The sequence below is a fragment of the Massilia sp. Root133 genome, from assembly GCF_001426525.1.
Classification (GTDB): Bacteria; Pseudomonadota; Gammaproteobacteria; order Burkholderiales; family Burkholderiaceae_D; genus Telluria; species Telluria orientalis.
Map to the genome: position 1 here is coordinate 98,513 of NZ_LMEW01000023.1, position 16,634 is coordinate 115,146.

At 65.1% G+C, this 16,634-nt stretch carries 15 protein-coding genes; 7 read left to right on the plus strand and 8 right to left on the minus strand.

Features of this window, described 5'->3' with window-relative positions:
• Window positions 1-1,416: an N-acetylmuramoyl-L-alanine amidase gene (locus tag ASD28_RS16460; protein ID WP_056130117.1), complete on the minus strand. Its 1,416-nt coding sequence runs from the start codon at window positions 1,414-1,416 to the stop codon at window positions 1-3.
• Window positions 1,380-1,880, minus strand: a complete 501-nt coding sequence (gene tsaE / locus ASD28_RS16465; RefSeq protein WP_056130121.1) for a tRNA (adenosine(37)-N6)-threonylcarbamoyltransferase complex ATPase subunit type 1 TsaE — start codon at window positions 1,878-1,880, stop codon at window positions 1,380-1,382. Before tsaE ends, ASD28_RS16460 begins: the two co-directional genes overlap by 37 nt.
• Before the next feature lie 31 nt (window positions 1,881-1,911).
• Here tsaE and queG point away from each other — a divergent pair, with 31 nt between their 5' ends.
• Window positions 1,912-3,003, plus strand: coding sequence for a tRNA epoxyqueuosine(34) reductase QueG (gene queG, locus ASD28_RS16470; protein WP_056130124.1), 1,092 nt, complete (start codon window positions 1,912-1,914; stop codon window positions 3,001-3,003).
• Here the strand turns inward: queG and ASD28_RS16475 are convergent.
• The 3 genes from ASD28_RS16475 to ASD28_RS16485 all read right to left on the minus strand — a co-directional run bounded on the left by ASD28_RS16475 (window position 3,000) and on the right by ASD28_RS16485 (window position 6,239).
• A complete protein-coding gene (locus ASD28_RS16475; RefSeq protein WP_229411999.1) occupies window positions 3,000-3,329 on the minus strand; it encodes a DUF3052 family protein in 330 nt (109 codons plus the stop codon). The two genes, queG and ASD28_RS16475, sit on opposite strands and share 4 nt — an antisense overlap.
• Window positions 3,330-3,620: 291 nt before the next feature.
• Window positions 3,621-4,214 carry a response regulator transcription factor gene (locus ASD28_RS16480; protein ID WP_056130130.1) on the minus strand — a complete coding sequence of 198 codons (594 nt, stop codon included), beginning with the start codon at window positions 4,212-4,214 and terminating at the stop codon, window positions 3,621-3,623.
• Between the two features lie 30 nt (window positions 4,215-4,244).
• Window positions 4,245-6,239, minus strand: a complete 1,995-nt coding sequence (locus ASD28_RS16485) for a nitrogen regulation protein NR(II) (protein ID WP_056130133.1) — start codon at window positions 6,237-6,239, stop codon at window positions 4,245-4,247.
• Between the two features lie 247 nt (window positions 6,240-6,486).
• Here ASD28_RS16485 and ASD28_RS16490 point away from each other — a divergent pair, with 247 nt between their 5' ends.
• The 4 genes from ASD28_RS16490 to ASD28_RS32460 all read left to right on the plus strand — a co-directional run bounded on the left by ASD28_RS16490 (window position 6,487) and on the right by ASD28_RS32460 (window position 9,573).
• Complete coding sequence (locus ASD28_RS16490; RefSeq protein WP_056130136.1) at window positions 6,487-7,506, plus strand: TRAP transporter substrate-binding protein; 1,020 nt, start codon at window positions 6,487-6,489, stop codon at window positions 7,504-7,506.
• 411 nt (window positions 7,507-7,917) lie between these two features.
• Window positions 7,918-8,448 (plus strand): methylated-DNA--[protein]-cysteine S-methyltransferase, encoded by a 531-nt coding sequence (locus tag ASD28_RS16495; RefSeq protein ID WP_056130139.1) that lies wholly within the window; start codon window positions 7,918-7,920, stop codon window positions 8,446-8,448.
• Window positions 8,421-9,326, plus strand: a complete 906-nt coding sequence (gene xerD, locus ASD28_RS16500; protein ID WP_056130141.1) for a site-specific tyrosine recombinase XerD — start codon at window positions 8,421-8,423, stop codon at window positions 9,324-9,326. The genes ASD28_RS16495 and xerD overlap by 28 nt, the downstream gene beginning before the upstream one ends.
• Window positions 9,327-9,399: 73 nt before the next feature.
• The gene (locus tag ASD28_RS32460; protein WP_200948776.1) at window positions 9,400-9,573 is read left to right on the plus strand and encodes a hypothetical protein; all 174 of its coding nucleotides are present in this window, start codon (window positions 9,400-9,402) and stop codon (window positions 9,571-9,573) included.
• Window positions 9,574-9,678: 105 nt separating this feature from the next.
• Here the strand turns inward: ASD28_RS32460 and ASD28_RS16505 are convergent, their stop codons facing one another.
• The 3 genes from ASD28_RS16505 to ASD28_RS16515 form a co-directional block, all read right to left on the minus strand.
• Window positions 9,679-12,783, minus strand: coding sequence for an efflux RND transporter permease subunit (locus tag ASD28_RS16505; RefSeq protein WP_056130144.1), 3,105 nt, complete (start codon window positions 12,781-12,783; stop codon window positions 9,679-9,681).
• Between the two features lie 3 nt (window positions 12,784-12,786).
• A complete protein-coding gene (locus ASD28_RS16510; protein ID WP_056130146.1) occupies window positions 12,787-13,974 on the minus strand; it encodes an efflux RND transporter periplasmic adaptor subunit in 1,188 nt (395 codons plus the stop codon).
• A 311-nt stretch (window positions 13,975-14,285) separates the two neighbouring features.
• Window positions 14,286-15,257: an endonuclease/exonuclease/phosphatase family protein gene (locus ASD28_RS16515; protein WP_056130149.1), complete on the minus strand. Its 972-nt coding sequence runs from the start codon at window positions 15,255-15,257 to the stop codon at window positions 14,286-14,288.
• 38 nt (window positions 15,258-15,295) lie between these two features.
• On the opposite strand from ASD28_RS16515, the gene ybaK reads away from it, so the two are divergent.
• Together ybaK and plsY are read left to right on the plus strand one after the other, a co-directional pair.
• The gene (gene ybaK, locus ASD28_RS16520; protein ID WP_056130152.1) at window positions 15,296-15,787 is read left to right on the plus strand and encodes a Cys-tRNA(Pro) deacylase; all 492 of its coding nucleotides are present in this window, start codon (window positions 15,296-15,298) and stop codon (window positions 15,785-15,787) included.
• Window positions 15,788-15,862: 75 nt separating this feature from the next.
• On the plus strand, window positions 15,863-16,504 hold the full coding sequence (gene plsY / locus ASD28_RS16525) for a glycerol-3-phosphate 1-O-acyltransferase PlsY (protein WP_056130155.1): 642 nt from the start codon (window positions 15,863-15,865) through the stop codon (window positions 16,502-16,504).
• Window positions 16,505-16,634 lie beyond the last annotated feature (130 nt).

Genomic DNA, 16,634 nt, shown 5'->3' on the forward strand with positions numbered 1-16,634 from the left:
TTAAGTCATGCGGCTCTTCGCCAGCGGCGGATTGTACGCGAAGTAGCGCTTGATGCCTTTCGTGATCGCGTCGGCCAGTTGGTTCTGGTAGGCATCATCCTTCAGCCGCGCTTCCTCTTCCGGATTAGAGATGAATGCGGTCTCGACGAGGATCGAGGGGATGTCCGGCGCCTTCAGCACGGCAAAACCGGCCTGTTCGACGACGCCGCGGTGCAGGCGGTTGATGCCGCCGATTTCCGTCAGCACGGCCTTGCCGAGCTTCATGCTGTCGTTGATCTGGGCCGTCTGCGACAGGTCCATCAGCACGCTCGCCAGCTGCCTGTCGTGGCTGGCGAGATTCACGCCGCCGATCAGGTCGGCCTTGTTCTGGTCGGCCGCCAGCCAGCGCGCCGCGCTCGAGCTGGCGCCTTTTTCCGACAGCACGAACACGGAGGAGCCGCGCGCCGTCGGTTCGACGAAGGCGTCGGCGTGGATCGACACGAACAGGTCGGCCTGCACCTTGCGCGCTTTTTCCACGCGCTGGCCGAGGGGGACGAAGAAGTCGGCGTCGCGCGTCAGCATCACGCGCGTGTTCGGCAAGTCTTCCAGTTTCGCTTTCAGGCGCTTCGCCACCGCGAGCACGATGTCCTTCTCGTGCACGCCCGTGGTGCCGGTCGCGCCGGGATCCTCGCCGCCGTGGCCGGGGTCGAGCGCGATGGTGACCATGCGCGCCACCTTCTGTCCCGGCGCGGCCTTGGCGGGCGCATGCGGCTGGGCCGGTTGCGGCGTCGTCGGCTGCGGCTGCGCGGGCGTGGAGCCGGCGCGGGCGGCATCCGCTTCCAGCTTGGCGATGGCATCCGGACCGGCCTGGCCGACCGTCGGCTCGCCCGGCTGCACGGCCGGGGTCGGCGTGGCGGGGGCCGCGTCCGTCGTCCAGTTTTCCTTGGCGATCATGCTCGCGAGCGGGTCGACGGGCTTGACGGGATACAGGTCGAAGATCAGGCGGTGGTGATAGCCGGCGATGGGCGCCAGGTTGAACACCTGCGGCTTGACCTCTTCCTTCAGGTCGAACACGAGGCGCACGACGTTGGGCCGGTTCTGGCCCACGCGCACCTGCTTGATGTACGGGTCGTTCGACTCGATCTTGGCGACGAGGCTTTTCAGCGTGTCGTTCAGCGCGAGGCCGTCGATGTCGACGACGAGGCGCGGCGGGTCCGGCACCATGAAGTGCGTCGTCTTGAGCTCGCCGTCGTTTTCCAGGGTGACGCGGGTGTACTCGTCGGCCGGCCACACGCGCACGGCCATGATCTGGGCGGCGGATGCCGTCAGCGGGGCGACGACGGACAGCAGCAGCGTACCGCCGGCCTTGAGGATCGTGCGTCGTTTCGGGGAACCTGGAATCAGGGCGTCGGGGGGTAGTGCAGGCGTTCGAGGCATAGCAGGCCCAAGTCGGACAACGCTTGCAATTCTACCTCACGCCCGCGACCGCTGACCTTAAGCAACACTTTAACGTCGGGTGGCGGCAACACCGGTTCTCCCTTTTCCGGCCATTCGACGATGCAAATGTTGTTACCATCGAAATCTTCGCGGAACCCCGCGTCGAGGAATTCCTCGGGGCTGGACATGCGGTACAGGTCGTAGTGGATCAGGTTGACCTTTTGGCCGTCCAGCTCGATGCGGTACGGCTCCGACAGCGTATAGGTCGGGCTCTTGACGGCGCCCTTGTGGCCGGCCGCGTGCAGCAGGGCGCGCGTGAGCGCCGTCTTGCCGGCGCCGAGGTCGCCGTGCAGGTAGATCACGAGGCCCGGGCCCAGCGCGCGCGCGAGGGCGGCGCCGAGGGCCTGCGTGGCGGATTCGTCGGGAAGATAAGCGCTCAGTTGTTGTTTCGGTTGCTGCTGCATCGAATAAAATATGAGGTTTGTAGGTCCGCCAATGTCCGCCCAGCTTCCCGTCCAGCCCGATTTCTCCGCACTCGCCCAGGCCATCAAGGCATGGGGCGCGGAACTGGGCTTTGCCGACGTGCGCATCGCCGACATCGACCTGGCCGGCCACGAAGCGGGCCTGCAGGCCTGGCTGGACGCCGGCCACCACGGCGAGATGGATTATATGGCAAGCCACGGCATGAAGCGCGCCCGGCCGGCCGAGCTGGTGCCGGGCACGGTGCGCGTGATCAGCGCGCGCATGGATTACCTGCCGATGGAGACGCCGCACGACTGGCGTACGCGCGAGCGCCTGCGCCAGGACGACCCGCAGGCGGCCGTCGTCTCGATCTATGCGCGCGGCCGCGATTATCACAAGGTGTTGCGCAACCGGCTGCAGGCCCTGGCCGAGAAGGTCAAGGCGGCCGTCGGCGAGTACGGCTACCGCGTGTTCACGGATTCCGCACCCGTGATGGAGCTGCCGCTGGCGCAGAAGGCCGGCCTCGGCTGGCGCGGCAAGCACACGCTCTTGCTGAGCCGCGAGGCGGGCTCCACGTTCTTCATCGGCGAGATCCTCGTCGACCTGCCGCTGCCCGTCGACGAGCCGACCGGCGCCCACTGCGGCCAATGCAGCGCCTGCATAGCCGTGTGCCCGACGGGCGCGATCCTCGGCCCGGGCCGGCTGGATGCGCGCCGTTGCATTTCCTATCTGACCATCGAACTGAAGGGCGCGATCCCGGAAGAATTCCGTCCGCTGATCGGCAACCGCATCTACGGCTGCGACGATTGCCAACTTGCCTGTCCGTGGAACAAGTTCGCGCAGCGGGCGACCGTGCCGGATTTCGACGAGCGGAACGGCCTGGGCACGGCGGGACTCATCGAGCTGTTCGGCTGGAGCGAGATTGACTTCAACCGCCGCCTCGAAGGCAGCCCGATCCGCCGTATCGGGCACGAGCGCTGGCTGCGCAACCTGGCGGTGGGACTCGGCAATGCAACCACGTCAGATGAAGTCGTCGGCGCGCTGCGCGCGCGCGCAGACCACCCGTCAGCGCTCGTGCGCGAACACGTCGCGTGGGCTCTCGCACGCCACGGTCAGGCTGTCTAGAGTTCGATCCGCTTCATGCGCAGCGCGGACCAGTCGCCGTCGATGGAAATCATGGCGACGCCCGTGATGCCGTTTTCCTTGGCATACGCATTGATCGAATCGCGGTTGATGTCGGTGGCCTTGGAGGCGGTCTGTTTCAGATAAGCGACCCACAACGACCCCTTGTCGCCCAGGCGCTCCTTGGCGATCGGGAAATATTGTTCGAGTTCCTTGCGGTTCATCGCGAACAGCAGCACGACGTCCACTTTCTCCTGGTCGGACTGGATCAGGTTGGGCGGCATCTGCGACACCATGCCGGGGTGGACGTTCCCGTTCAGGATCAGCATCGATTTCGCGCTCCTCAAGAACATTTTGTCGGCTATCGTCTTCTCGCTCATCTGCGTTCCCTAAAGAATGTTTCGACGTGGTGAGTTCGACCACTCCATGATCAGGCTGATTTTACAAGCGAACCCCGCGCGGCACAGGACGCGTGGGCAGTCGTGCGCGGCGTTACCAGCGGAAACGTCGTCCCCGCGGAAGCGGGGACCCATGCTGAAGTTGAGAAACTGACTGTGTGAAAATCACGATATCGATTGCCGGAGGCTCAGCATGGATTCCCGCTTGCGCGGGAATGACGGCTACTTCAACAGCCCGGCCAGCTCGACGGCCGTCTTGACCTGCATCTTGTCGAAGATATGCGCCCGGTGCACCTCGACCGTTCGCATGCTGATGCCGAGCTTGTCGGCGACGACCTTGTTCATGTTGCCTGCGAGGATGAGGTCAAGGACTTCCCGTTCGCGTGCCGACAGGGTGGCCAGCCGGGCATGGATGGCGTCGCGCGACGCGGCCTTGCGCGAGGCGGCGAGGGCTTCCTCGACGCGGTCCATCAGCTGGTTGTCGTTGAACGGTTTTTCGAAGAAGTCGAAGGCGCCGCGCTTGAGGGAATCGACGGCCATCGGCACGTCGCCGTGGCCGGTCAGGAAGATCACCGGCAGGCGCGCCAGCAGGCCGCGCGCCACCAGCTGGTCGAACACGGCGATGCCGTTCATGCCCGGCATGCGCACGTCCAGCAGCACGCAGTCGCCGTGCGAAGCGTCGGCCGCAAAGCGGTCGCCGAGCGCGTCGAGGAAGGCCTGGCCGCCCGCATAGCCGCGCGCCGGCAGCCCGCGCGATTGCGCCAGCCATTCGAGCGCGTCGCGGATCACGTCTTCGTCGTCGACGATGTGCAGCATGCAGGTCTCCTTTTTTTGACGTATTGTAATTCACCGTTCGGTGACGGGTGCTTCCTGCGCCTGCTGCAACGTGAAGGTAAACACGGTGCCCCCGCCCGGATTGGCCGCGTGGGTGAGCGTGCCGCCGTGGAATTCGATCGCGGTGCGGCAGATCGACAGGCCCATGCCCATGCCTTCGGCCTTCGTCGAAAAGAACGGCGAGAACAGGCGCTCCGCCACTTCCGGCGAAATGCCATGGCCGTTGTCGATCACGGACACGGCGACTTGCCCCTGTTCGCCCGTGTGCGCGGTAATCCTCAAGACACGCCTCTCGGGGTCGATGGCCTGCATCGCCTCGATGGCGTTGCGCGTGAGATTGAGAAGCACCTGCTCGATCAGCACGCGGTCCGCGAGTACGGGCGGCAGGTCGTCCGGCACGTCCACCTGCAGCGCGACATAGCTCTGGCGGGCCTGCAGTTCGACGAGGGCGCGGATGCCGTCGACGACGTTGGGAATGCCGACCGTCTCGCGGTGCGGTTCGCGCTTCTTCACGAATTCGTGCACGCTGCGGATGATCTGGCCGGCGCGGCGCGCCTGCGTGTTCGCCTGTTCCAGCGCGCGTTTCAGCATGCCGGTGTCGAGCGGCGCCGCCTGGGTCTCGCGCGCGAGCACGTTCAGCGCGCCCGCCGTGTAGCTGGAGATGGCGGCCAACGGCTGGTTCAGTTCGTGCGCGAGCATCGACGAGATCTCGCCCATCGTCGCCAGGCGCGCGCTCGTCTCCAGCTTTTCCTGCTGCTGGCGATTCAGTTCTTCCGCACGCTTGCGGTCCGTGATGTCGAGGATGGAACTCATCCAGCCCGTGTGGCGCCCATGCGCGTCGACGAGGGGCGCCTCGAACACGAGCACGGGCACGCGCATGCCGTCCGAGCGCTGGAACACGGTCTCGAACTGCGGCGTCGCCTGGCCCGACAGCACCTTGCGGAAGCGGCCTTCGTACTCCGCCATCGCTTCCGGCGCCCAGTACGGCATCGGCGGCTTCTTGCCCAGCAGATCTTCCATGGGATAACCGACCATGCGGCAGAACGCCGGGTTGACGTAGGTGACACGGCCCTCCAGGTCGCGTGCGCGCAGGCCCGTGAGCAGCGAGTCTTCCATCGCGGTACGGAAGGCCATCTGCTGGCGCAGCGCGTTTTCCGCCGCGATCGTGCGCGCGATGTGGCGCCACAGCGCGACGAGCGAAATGACGAGGCCCAGCGCCAGCACGATCACGGAGCCGACCAGCAGGTTCGGCAGCAGCTTCGGCGCGGCCTTGACGCTGTCGGTGGCGAGCACGATCTGCGAGCCGGGCAGGTCGAGCGCGCGCTTGTGCGTGTAGACGCCGCGGCCCGGTCCGCCCGCCGCGCGCTGCGCCACGACATGGTCGTCGCGGTCGAGCAGAGACAAGGCATTGTCCTGGGCGAACCACCACGGCACGTTCTCGTCCAGCAAGGTCTGGAGGTTGTACGTGGCGACGAGGCTGCCCATGTACTTGCCGGCGTGGACCAGCGGCAGGTGGAAGTCGATCAGGCCGTGCACGAGACCGGTGGCACCGTATGGTTCGCTATAGCGCCCCAGGCGCGTGCTGCGCGACATGGCGGCGGCATCGCGCGACGATTGCGTGAGCCCTTCGGGCGGCAGTTCCATGCCGCGGCTCGCCTTGACCTGGCCCTGCGCGTCGTACCAGATGATGCGCTGGAGTTCGTGACCGTTCTTGAACATCTGCGCGAAACGGGCCTGCAGGGCGGCCGGCGCCGGCGTCTCGATGACGAGGTCGTTGCCCAGCGCGGCCAGCGCTTCCTCGCTGCGCGCGAGCTCGAAGCGCAAGGTCTGCTCGACCCACAAGGTATCGGCGATCAATTGTTCCTGCCGCTCGTTGCTTTCCATCTGGCGCGCCTGCCAGGGCAGCCACAGCAGGACGAGCAGGAACAGCAGCACGAGCAGGACGGGCACGAGCCAGCGCCACGGGCCTTGCTTGACGGGGCGGGGCAGGGTGAATGGACTTTTCATGTGATAACGTTTCAGCTTTTGCCGACGACTGTCTGTCGGAAACCTCGAAAAACCGTCGCGAGCGGCGGCAATGTTGTTCGAGAAGCACAACTGTACGAGCAGTACAGTGAGCATCGCAGAACAACAGTGCAACGCGCAGCAGGTTTTTCGACGTTTCCTGTCGTGGTTTTCCACGATAGCGGTACGACCCGCGAAGCGGCACACTGGCGGTCGGTATCCGAATATACACCGCGGGAACATAAAATTTATGCGCATCAAAGCCTTGCTGGCCGCGCTTGCTGTCGTGACTGGCGCCGGCGCCCACGCCCAGGCCCCGATCATCATCAAGTTCAGCCACGTCGTGTCGCCGGACGCGCCCAAGGGTCTGGCGGCCGAACGCTTCCGCGTGCTGGCGGAACAGCGGACGCACGGCCGGGTGAAGGTCGAAGTCTATCCCAACAGCCAGCTCTACAAGGACAAGGAAGAGCTGGAAGCCCTGCAGCTGGGCGCCGTGCAAATGCTGGCGCCGTCGCTCGCCAAGTTCGCGCCGCTCGGCGTGAAGGAATTCGAAGCGTTCGACCTGCCGTACATTTTCCCGACCAAGGCGGCGCTGTATGCCGTGACGGAAGGGCCGATCGGCAAGAGCCTGCTGCAAAAACTGGAAGCCAAGGGCATCACGGGCCTGGCTTACTGGGACAATGGTTTTAAAGTGATGTCGGCCAACCGCCCGCTGCACAGCCCGGCGGATTTCCGTGGCCTGCGGATGCGCATCCAGGGCTCCAAGGTGCTCGACGTGCAGATGCGCGCGCTCGGCGCGGTGCCCCAGGTGCTGGCGTTTTCCGAAGTCTATCCCGCCCTGCAGGCCCATATCGTGGACGGCACCGAGAACCCGCCGTCGAATATGTACACGCAGAAGATGCATGAGGTGCAGAAGTACGTGACGGTGTCGAACCACGGCTATCTGGGCTACGCCGTCATCGTCAACAAGAAATTCTGGGACGGCTTGCCGCGCGACATCCGGACGGAGCTGGAGCAGGCGATGCGCGAAGCGACGGCATTCGAAAAGACCATCGCCCAGCGCGACAACGACGCGGCCCTCGAAGCGATCCGCAAGACCGGCAAGACGAAGATCTATACCTTGACGCCGCAGGAACAGGCCGACTGGCGCCGCGCCCTGCTGCCCGTGCAGAAGCAGGTGGAAGGGCGGATCGGCAAGGATCTCATCGATGCGATCAACAGGACAACCTCGCAGGCGACGGCGCCCGTCACGACAGCCCAGGCCCGGTGACAATCGCCCTCATTCGGTGCGGGTAAATAAGTGTTAGTTGCCTGTAATCAATGAAACACTGGCACTAGCATTTTTATGACATGTCATGGGGGCTTATGACCGAAATATATTTCGTGAATGTATATAAAAAACTACGCTTTTCTTATGCGGTTGCGTTATGATGGGGCACCTTTTGGCACCAACCTGGTGCGATAAAGCGACCGAATACGATTTGGGAGAGGGAAAAGAAAGCGGTAAACACAAACTTTACCGTAAAACAGTTAGGAGGAGACACACGTTTTATATGATGCAGCCGGCAATGACCAGGCAGCCGAAAACGTGACCATATTAGAAACGCACCTACGGGTGCGTTTTTTTTGCCCACGGCCGTGCAGGCTTGCGAACACGTCTTCCGGGTCTTACACTGCGTCGATGAGCACACAACAAGGCAGCGAGATTTTCAGCGCCATCATCGCGGCGCCGTTTGGAGCGATGGGCATCCGTACCGAAGATGGGCGGTTGCGCGAACTGGTCTACCTGCCGCCGCATTACCACGAAAAATCGGCGCAGGATGCCGTCGCCGAGCAGGCCGCCGTCCAGGTGGCGCGCTACTTCGAGGATCCCGATTTCCGCTTCGACCTGCCGCTGAAGGAGGCCGGCAGCGAATTCCAGCGGCGCGTGTGGGACACCATTTGCGCGATCCCGCGCGGCAGCGTCCGTACGTACGGCCAGATCGCCAAGCAGCTGGAATCGGCCCCGCGCGCCGTCGGCCAGGCCTGCGGCGCCAACTGGTTCCCGCTCGTGATCCCGTGCCACCGCGTGACGGCGTCCGGCGGCCTGGGCGGTTTTTCCAGCAGCGACGACGAACATGGATTCCAGCTCGGAATCAAGCGCTGGCTGCTGCGCCACGAAGGCGCGCTGGCGCTCGAGATGCCATGGCAGCAGCAGTCAATCTTCCCCTGATCGACGCGTTCTGCGACACGCTCTGGCTCGAGCACGGTCTCGCAAAGAACTCCCTCGATGCCTACCGGCGCGACCTGCGCCTGTTCGCGCGCTGGCTCGACGTCAAGCGGCCCGAGCGGAGCGACCTGTACGCCGTCGAGCCGCAGGACGTCGCCGCCTATTTCGCCGAACGCCACGAGGACACGAAGCCCAGTTCGGCCAACCGCCGGCTGTCCGTGCTGAAGCGTTTTTACCAGCTCGCGCTGCGCGACCGCCGCATCGCCGCCGATCCGTGTTTGAACATGGCGTCCGCGAAGCAGCCGCAGCGTTTCGTCCATACGCTCACCGAGGCCCAGGTCGATGCGCTGCTCGCGGCGCCGGACGTCTCGACGCCGCTGGGCCTGCGCGAGCGCACGATGCTCGAACTGATGTATGCCAGCGGCCTGCGCGTGTCGGAACTCGTCGCGCTGAAGCTGGTCGAACTGAGCCTGAACGATGGCGTACTGCGCATTACTGGTAAAGGCAGCAAGACGCGCCTCGTGCCGTTCGGCGAACAGGCGCGGCACTGGCTGGACCGTTACATGAAAGAGGCGCGCGGCGTCATCCTCGATGGCCAGGTCGACGACGCGCTGTTCGTGACCGGCCGCGGCGGGCCGATGACGCGCCAGATGTTCTGGGTCGTCATCAAGAAGCATGCGGCGAAGGCGGGCATCACGGCGCCGTTGTCGCCCCACACGCTGCGTCACGCGTTCGCCACGCATTTGCTGAACCACGGCGCCGATCTGCGCGTGGTGCAGTTGCTGTTGGGGCATTCCGACATTTCCACGACGCAGATCTACACCCACGTCGCGCGCGAGCGCCTGAAGCATCTCCACGCCCGGCACCACCCGCGTGGTTAATTCTCAAGACGGGGTAGGATGACTGGTCCATAATGGACTAGTACGACCTTTCCAACGATAGCAAGAGGTGAGCATGGCCAAGACGAATTTCCAGTACGAAAAACGCCAGCGGGAGTTGGAGAAGAAACGCAAGGCGGACGAAAAGGCGCGCAAGAAGCAGGAAGCCAAGCAGCACAAGGGGGACGATGCGCCGGCGCAGGATGAAGATGCCGGGGAAGAGGCACGGCAGGAGCATGACCCCGCTTGACCACACGTCGTTCCCGCGCACGCGGGAACCCATGCCGAGCTTGCTTAAAGCGTCTCGTGCGATTCCTGATGCTCTGTATGGGTCCCCGCTTTCGCGAGGACGACGTCATGCGGTTTGTTCCGTAGCCGTATCTTCTTCGTGCCCCTTCCTGAACCACGCCGCCACCCGCTTGCCCAGGCTGTCGAGATAGGTGTACGCCACGGGCACGACGACCAGGGTGAGCAGCGTCGACGTGATCACGCCCCCGATCACCGCACGTCCCATCGGCGCCTGCGTTTCTCCGCCTTCGCCCATGCCGATCGCCATCGGCAGCATGCCGAAGATCATCGCGAGCGTCGTCATCAGGATCGGGCGCAGGCGCACCTGGCCCGCTTCCATCAGCGCGTCGAACTGTGACCGGCCTTCGCGCTGGCCATGGTTGGCGAAGTCCACCAGCAGGATCGCGTTCTTCGTCACGAGACCCATCAGCATCACGACACCGATGATGGAAAAGATGTTCAGCGTCGTCTTCGTGATGAGCAGCGCGATCAGCACGCCGATCAGCGACAGCGGCAGCGACACCATGATCGCGATCGGCTGCAGGAAGCTGCCGAACTGCGAGGCCAGCACGAGGTAGATGAAGATCACGGCGATGCCCAGGGCGACGCCGAAGCCGGCCATCGTCTCGTCCATCTGCTGGGCGTCGCCGCCGACGTCGAAGCGCACGCCGTCCGGCAGCTGCATGGCTTTCATTTCCTTGTTCACGTCGCCCATCACGTCGCCCAGCGGACGGCCTTCGAGGCCGGCGAAGACCGCCACGCGGCGCTGCAGGGCCTGGCGCTTGAGCATCTGCGGGCTCGTCGACGGGATGAATTGCACGACCTGGCGCAGCGGGACCATGACCGGGTTGCCCATCGCGTCACGCTTGCTCGATGCCACCGACAGGTCGGCCAGGTCGGCCACCTTTTCGCGGCCCGACTTCGGCAGCTGCACGTTGACTTCGTAGTTCTGGCCATCCGGCGCGAGCCAGCGGTTGGTCTGGTCGCCGGCGACGAACGGACGCAGCGCCGTGCCGATCTGCTGCACGGTGAGTCCGAGGTCGGACGCCAGCTCGTGGTTGATCTTGACGATGGTGGCCGGGTTCGCGCCTTCCTGGCTGTACTCGATGTCGGCGATGCCGCGGATCTTGCGCATCTTGTCCATCAGCGTGTGGGCCACGGCGTCCAGCTTCGCCTCGTCATTCCCGAGGATCGCGATGTAGATCGGACGCTGGCCCACCGTCAGCGAGATGCCGGCGATTTTCTCCAGGCGCTCGCGGATGACTTTTTCCATCTCCTGCTGCGAGCGGCGGTGCGTCTTGTGCACGTCCGTCAGCTTCAGGTGCACCTCCGAGTAATTGCGGCCTTCCCACGAACCGACGATGGTCGAGACGCTTTCGATTTCCTTGAACTCGGCCAGCGCCGCCTCGGCCTGGCGCAGTTTCGCATCCGAGTAGTCCAGGCTGGAGCCGATCGGCGTCTTCAGGCGCATGTGGATGTAGCCGTCGTCGACCTGCGGCACGAACTCGCCGCCGATCTTCGGCACCAGCATCAGGCTGGCCGCGAACAGGACGACCGCGAGCAGCAGCGTGGATTTACGCCAGTCCAGCGCCAGCGCCAGCACCTTCGCGTAGACGTCGTGCAGCCATTCGATGCCGTGCTCGATGCGCGCCATCAGGCGGCCCAGCCACGGCATGTACTTGAAGCGGCCCTTCACGGGATCGGGCCACACGGACGACAGCATCGGGTCGAGCGTGAAGCTGACGAACAGCGACACCAGCACGGCCACGGCGACGGTGATCCCGAACTGCAGGAAGAAGCGGCCGATGATGCCCTTCATGAACGCGATCGGCACGAACACGGCGACGATGGCGAAGGTCGTCGCCATCACCGCGACGCCGATCTCGTTGGTGCCGTCTTCCGCGGCGCGCACGTGGTTCTTGCCCATGCCGAGGTGGCGCACGATGTTTTCGCGCACGACGATGGCGTCGTCGATCAACAGACCGATGCACAGCGACAGCGCCATCAAGGTGAGGAAGTTCAGCGTGAAGCCGAAGTACTTCATCGCGATGAAGCTGGCCAGCACCGAGATCGGCAAGGTCAGGCCCGTGATGATGGTGCTGCGCCACGAGTGCAGGAAGAAGAACACGATCACCATGGTCAGCAGCGCACCTTCGAGGATGGTGTCCTTGACGTTGTCGAGCTGGCCCTGCACGTTCTTCGCCTTGTCGTCCAGGATGCGGAACTGCACGTCCTTCGGCAGCGTCGTCTTCATTGCCTCGATGGCGGCCTTGACGCCGGTGCCCACCTGCACCGTGTTGGCGTCCTGGATCTTCGCGATCTCCAGCGTGATGGAACGTTCGCCGTTCACGCGCGAGATCGACTGTTCCTCGGCGGCGCCGTCGGAAATGTCGGCCACCTGGCTCAGGTAGATCGGGCCGCCCGTGCGGTTGGCGACGACGATGCGCCGGAAGTCGGCCGCTTCCTTCATCTTGCCTTCGATGCGCACGAGGTTCTCGCGCGCGCCGCGGCTGATGCGGCCGGCCGGCAGGTTGGCGTTGGTCGTCGTGATCGCGTTCATCACCTCGTCGATGCCGACGTTGAGGCTCTTCAGCTGGTCGGGGCGGATGTCGATCAGCACCTGGCGGTCCTGCTTGCCGTTGACGCGGATCTGGCCGACGCCGGCCACGGCCTGCAGGCGCTTGACGATCACCTGGTCGGTCAGCATCGTCAGGTCGCGCAGGCTGCGCTCCTTCGACGTCAGCGCCAGCAGGACCACGGGCTGCGTGTTCTCGCCTTCCTCGCGGTACACGATGGGCTCCTTCACCTCGCGCGGGAAGCCGCCGCGGACGGTGCTGATGCGGTCGCGCAGGTCCTGCACGGCGCGGTCCATGTCGACCGTCAGCTGGAATTCGATGCCGACGCCCGAGCGGCCTTCCCACGACGTGCTGCGGATCGTCTTGATGCCGCCGACGGTGTTCGCCGCTTCCTCGAGCGGGCGCGTCACGTCATTCTCGACCTGCTCGGGCGAGGCGCCGGGATACGCGGTCTCGATGAAGACGGCCGGGATCTCGACGTTCGGCATGCTCTCGACGCCAAGGCCGCGGTACGCGAACAGGCCGAGCACCATCAGGCCCACCATCACCATCGTGGCGAAGACGGGGTATTTGATACTGGTACGGGTGATCCACATGGCTCAGCCTTTCGCGTCCGGCGGTTTGACCTTGCTGCCCGGCTTGATGCCGTCCAGCGGCACGGCCAGCACCGTCATGCCGGCGTCGACGCCTTCCAGCGCTTCGACGACGCCTTCGTCCTGGTTGCGCAGGCCCAGCTTCACGGGCTGCGCGACGACCTTGCCGTCGGCGATACGGTAGACGACGTCGCGGCCATTGTCCTGGCGGACGGCGCCGATCGGCAGCAGCGGATGCGCGTTCGACTTGTCGGTGACGATGGTCCCCTTGGCGAACATGCCGGCGCGCAGCACGCCGTCGGGATTCGCCACGTCCACGTACACGATCATGGCGCGCGAGCCCGTCTCGGTGGCTGGATTGATGCGCGCGACCTTGCCCGTGAAGTTGCGGCCGTCGAAGCCGTCGACCTTGAACTGCACGTCCTGGCCGACCTGGATGCGGGGGATGTCGGACGCGGGCACCTGGGCGTCGAGCGTCAGGTGCTTCAGGTCGACGATCGAGAACACGGGGCTGTCCGGCGCCAGCTTTTCGCCGGCCTGCGCATGGCGCTTGCTCACGACGCCCGAGAGCGGCGCGTGGATCGTCGTATCGGCCAGCGCGATGCGCGCGAGGTCCAGCTGCGCGCGCGCGGAATCGACGGCGGCCTGCGCCAGGTCGACGGCGTTCGCCGACGTGTCGTATGCGTTTTGCGCAATGAAATTCTGCTTCAGCAGCGATGCGCTGTTGCTCATGTTTTTCTTCGCCATCGTCAGGCGTGCCTGCGCGTCGGCCAGCATCGCCTGCTGCTGCGCCACGCGGGCGCGCGCCTCGGCGGGATCGAGCCGCGCGATCACCTGGCCGGCCTTGACGTCCATGCCTTCCTGCACGGCGGTCGACAGCACGATGCCCGACACCTTCGACTTGACGGTGGCCTGCGACAGCGGCATCAACGATCCCGTGACGGGCAGGGTGACGGCCAGCGGACGCGCCTCGATGCGGGCGATGTCGCGCACCGACAGCTCGTGCACGGGCGCCGGCGCCCGTGCCGGCGCGGCCGTCGGCGCGGGGGCCGCGGCGCGGTGGGTCAGCGCATACGCGCCGGCGCCCGCCAGCGCGACGGCGAGCAGCGACAGCGCTATGACCCTGGCGCGGCGGCGCGGCGCCGTTTTCTTGGCGGGCTGGTCGGCGGACAAAGGCAGGGACTCGATCTTCATGGTTGTTCTTTATGTGGTGACAAGCGCGAGCGGAATGGAGAGCGCACGTGCTCCGTCCTGCCAGGCAGGATGGAGCTCCCAGCGCATGACGGCATGGTAGGTTTGACGATGACGAACCGCTATCGGAATGCGACGAGCGGTGCAAAAGGGACGCTGAACTGCGAAAAATCCGGGGCGGGCGTGCGGATGGCAGAAAGACACCCGATACTCAAACAACGTCATCCCCGCGCAGGCGGGGATCCAAGTTCGCCAGCGTTATCGCGACGCATGCAAACTTGGGTTCCCGCCTTCGCGGGAACGACGGGCGGGCGTCAACCGTCCCCTGCCGGCGTCCCGGCCTGCTCGAACAGCCGCAGCCGCGCCAACACCTGCCCGTGGTCGGACGCCTCCGGCAACCCGAGATCGAGGTGGTCGTTCAGGTACACGACGTCGATGACCTCGCCCAGCGCCCCGGGCAACGCCGCATTGAATTCCGCCGATACGAGAATGTGGTCGATCGTGGAATGGTACCCATCATGTACGTTGGAAAAACCGACGTGCCGCAGATGGTCCCGGCGGCCCTGCAGCTGGCAGGCATCATATAAACGGTCGCCGCTGGGCGCGCCGAGGCCCAGCACGATGCCGGTCGTGACCGCGTCGGCCACGTCGTTGAAGTCGCCCAGCACGACGCGCGGACGGTGGTGCGTGCGGCCGATGTCGGTCAGCAGCACGCGCAGCGCGGCCGCTTCCGTGCCGCGCCGGATCAGCGAGCGCAGCGACGCCAGCGCGTACAGCTGCGGGTCGTCGCCCGTGTCGCCCGCGCGGTAGTCGGGACGGCGCGATTTCAAATGCACCACCACCACGTCGGCGACGAGATCCGGCGTCAGCTGGATCGCCGCGTGCAGCGGGGCGCGGGTAAAACGTTCGGGATCTCGGTTGCCGGGCGGCATCGCGATCCCGGGCGGGAAATAGGGGAGCTGGCGCGGGGCGTCCGCGAGGGGCAGGCGGGAGGCGAGGGCGACGCTGGGTGTGAGCTTCTCGGCGTCCGGATCGGGATCGAAGCCGACGTGGACGGCGTCGCGGAAGCGCCGCGTGCGCGACAGCGCCTCGGCCAGCGCGGCCTGGGAGAACACTTCCTGGAAGCCGATCACGTCGGCGCCGAGCATGTCGATCTGGTGCGCGGTCCAGGCGATCTTCGCTTCGTATTCCTCGGGGGTGCTCGGCTCCAGGTTGTCGTACAGCCTGGCGCCCGGCGTGGCGAGGTTACACACGTTGAAGGTGGCAAAGCGAATCTCTTGCTGCATAATAAGCAACTCCTCCGTTTGCATTTAGCGTAACACGCATGGCCAAGAAAGAGCATATCTCCGAAACCCCGGCGACACAGTTCCTGCGCAAGCATGGGGTCGTCTTCACGGAGCACCCCTATGAATACGAGGAACACGGCGGTACGGCCGTGTCGTCGCGCGAGCTGGGCGTGGAAGAGCACGCCGTCGTGAAAACCCTCGTGATGCAGGACGAGGCGGCCAAGCCGCTGATCGTGCTGATGCATGGCGACTGCAAGGTCTCGACGAAGAACCTGGCCCGCGCCATCCCCTGCAAATCCGTCGAGCCGTGCAAGCCGGACGTCGCCCAGCGCCATTCCGGCTACCAGGTCGGCGGCACGTCGCCGTTCGGCGTGCGCAAGGCGATGCCGGTCTACGTCGAGGAAAGCATCCTGCAGTTGGACAAGATCTATATCAATGGCGGACGGCGCGGTTTCCTGGTCGGGATCGCGCCGGCCGTGCTGGTGGACGTGCTGAAAGCCCGGCCCGTGCACTGCGCGCTGGCCGACTGACTATCGCCGGGCTCGGCCGATGGTGTATATTTCACGCGCGCCAGATTCCTGGCCGTGGATGAAGAAAAGAGACTCATGTACACAATTCTGTTCACCATCGCAGCCTATTTGATCGGCTCGATTTCCTTCGCCGTCGTCGCGAGCCGCCTGTTCGGCCTGGCCGACCCGCGCACCTATGGCTCGAAGAACCCGGGCGCCACCAACGTCCTGCGTTCGGGCAGCAAGAAGGCCGCCATCGCGACGCTCGTCGGCGACTGCGCCAAGGGCTGGCTGGCCGTGTGGCTCGCGGTCCAGTTCGGCGAGCGCTTCGGCGTCGAGGACGGCGGCGTGGCGCTGGTCGCCATCGCGGTCTTCCTGGGCCATCTGTGGCCCGTGTTCTTCCGCTTCGTCGGCGGCAAGGGCGTGGCGACCGCGCTGGGCGTGCTGCTGGGCCTGAACGTCTGGCTCGGCCTGGCGACGCTGGTCACGTGGCTCGTCGTCGCGTACGCGTTCCGCTACTCGTCGCTGGCCGCGCTGGTGGCCGCGATCTTCGCGCCGTTCTACTACGGCCTGCTGTTCGGCGCGGATGAAAAACTGTTCGCCGTCATCGCGATGAGCCTGCTGCTTCTCTACCGCCACAGCAGCAATATCGGCAATCTCATGGCCGGCAAGGAATCGAAGATCGGCAGCAAATCGAAGGGTGCCGCGACCGCCAAACCGGCCGTCAAAAAGAAATAAACCAAAACCGGGGTCAGAGCCCGGCTTTTGGAAATTGCTCCGAACACTATTTGCCGAATTTGTTTGGCGCGCTGCTGCCTTTCGTTCGATGTGTCACCATATGCCATCAGCGTTAATGAAACCAATTGGA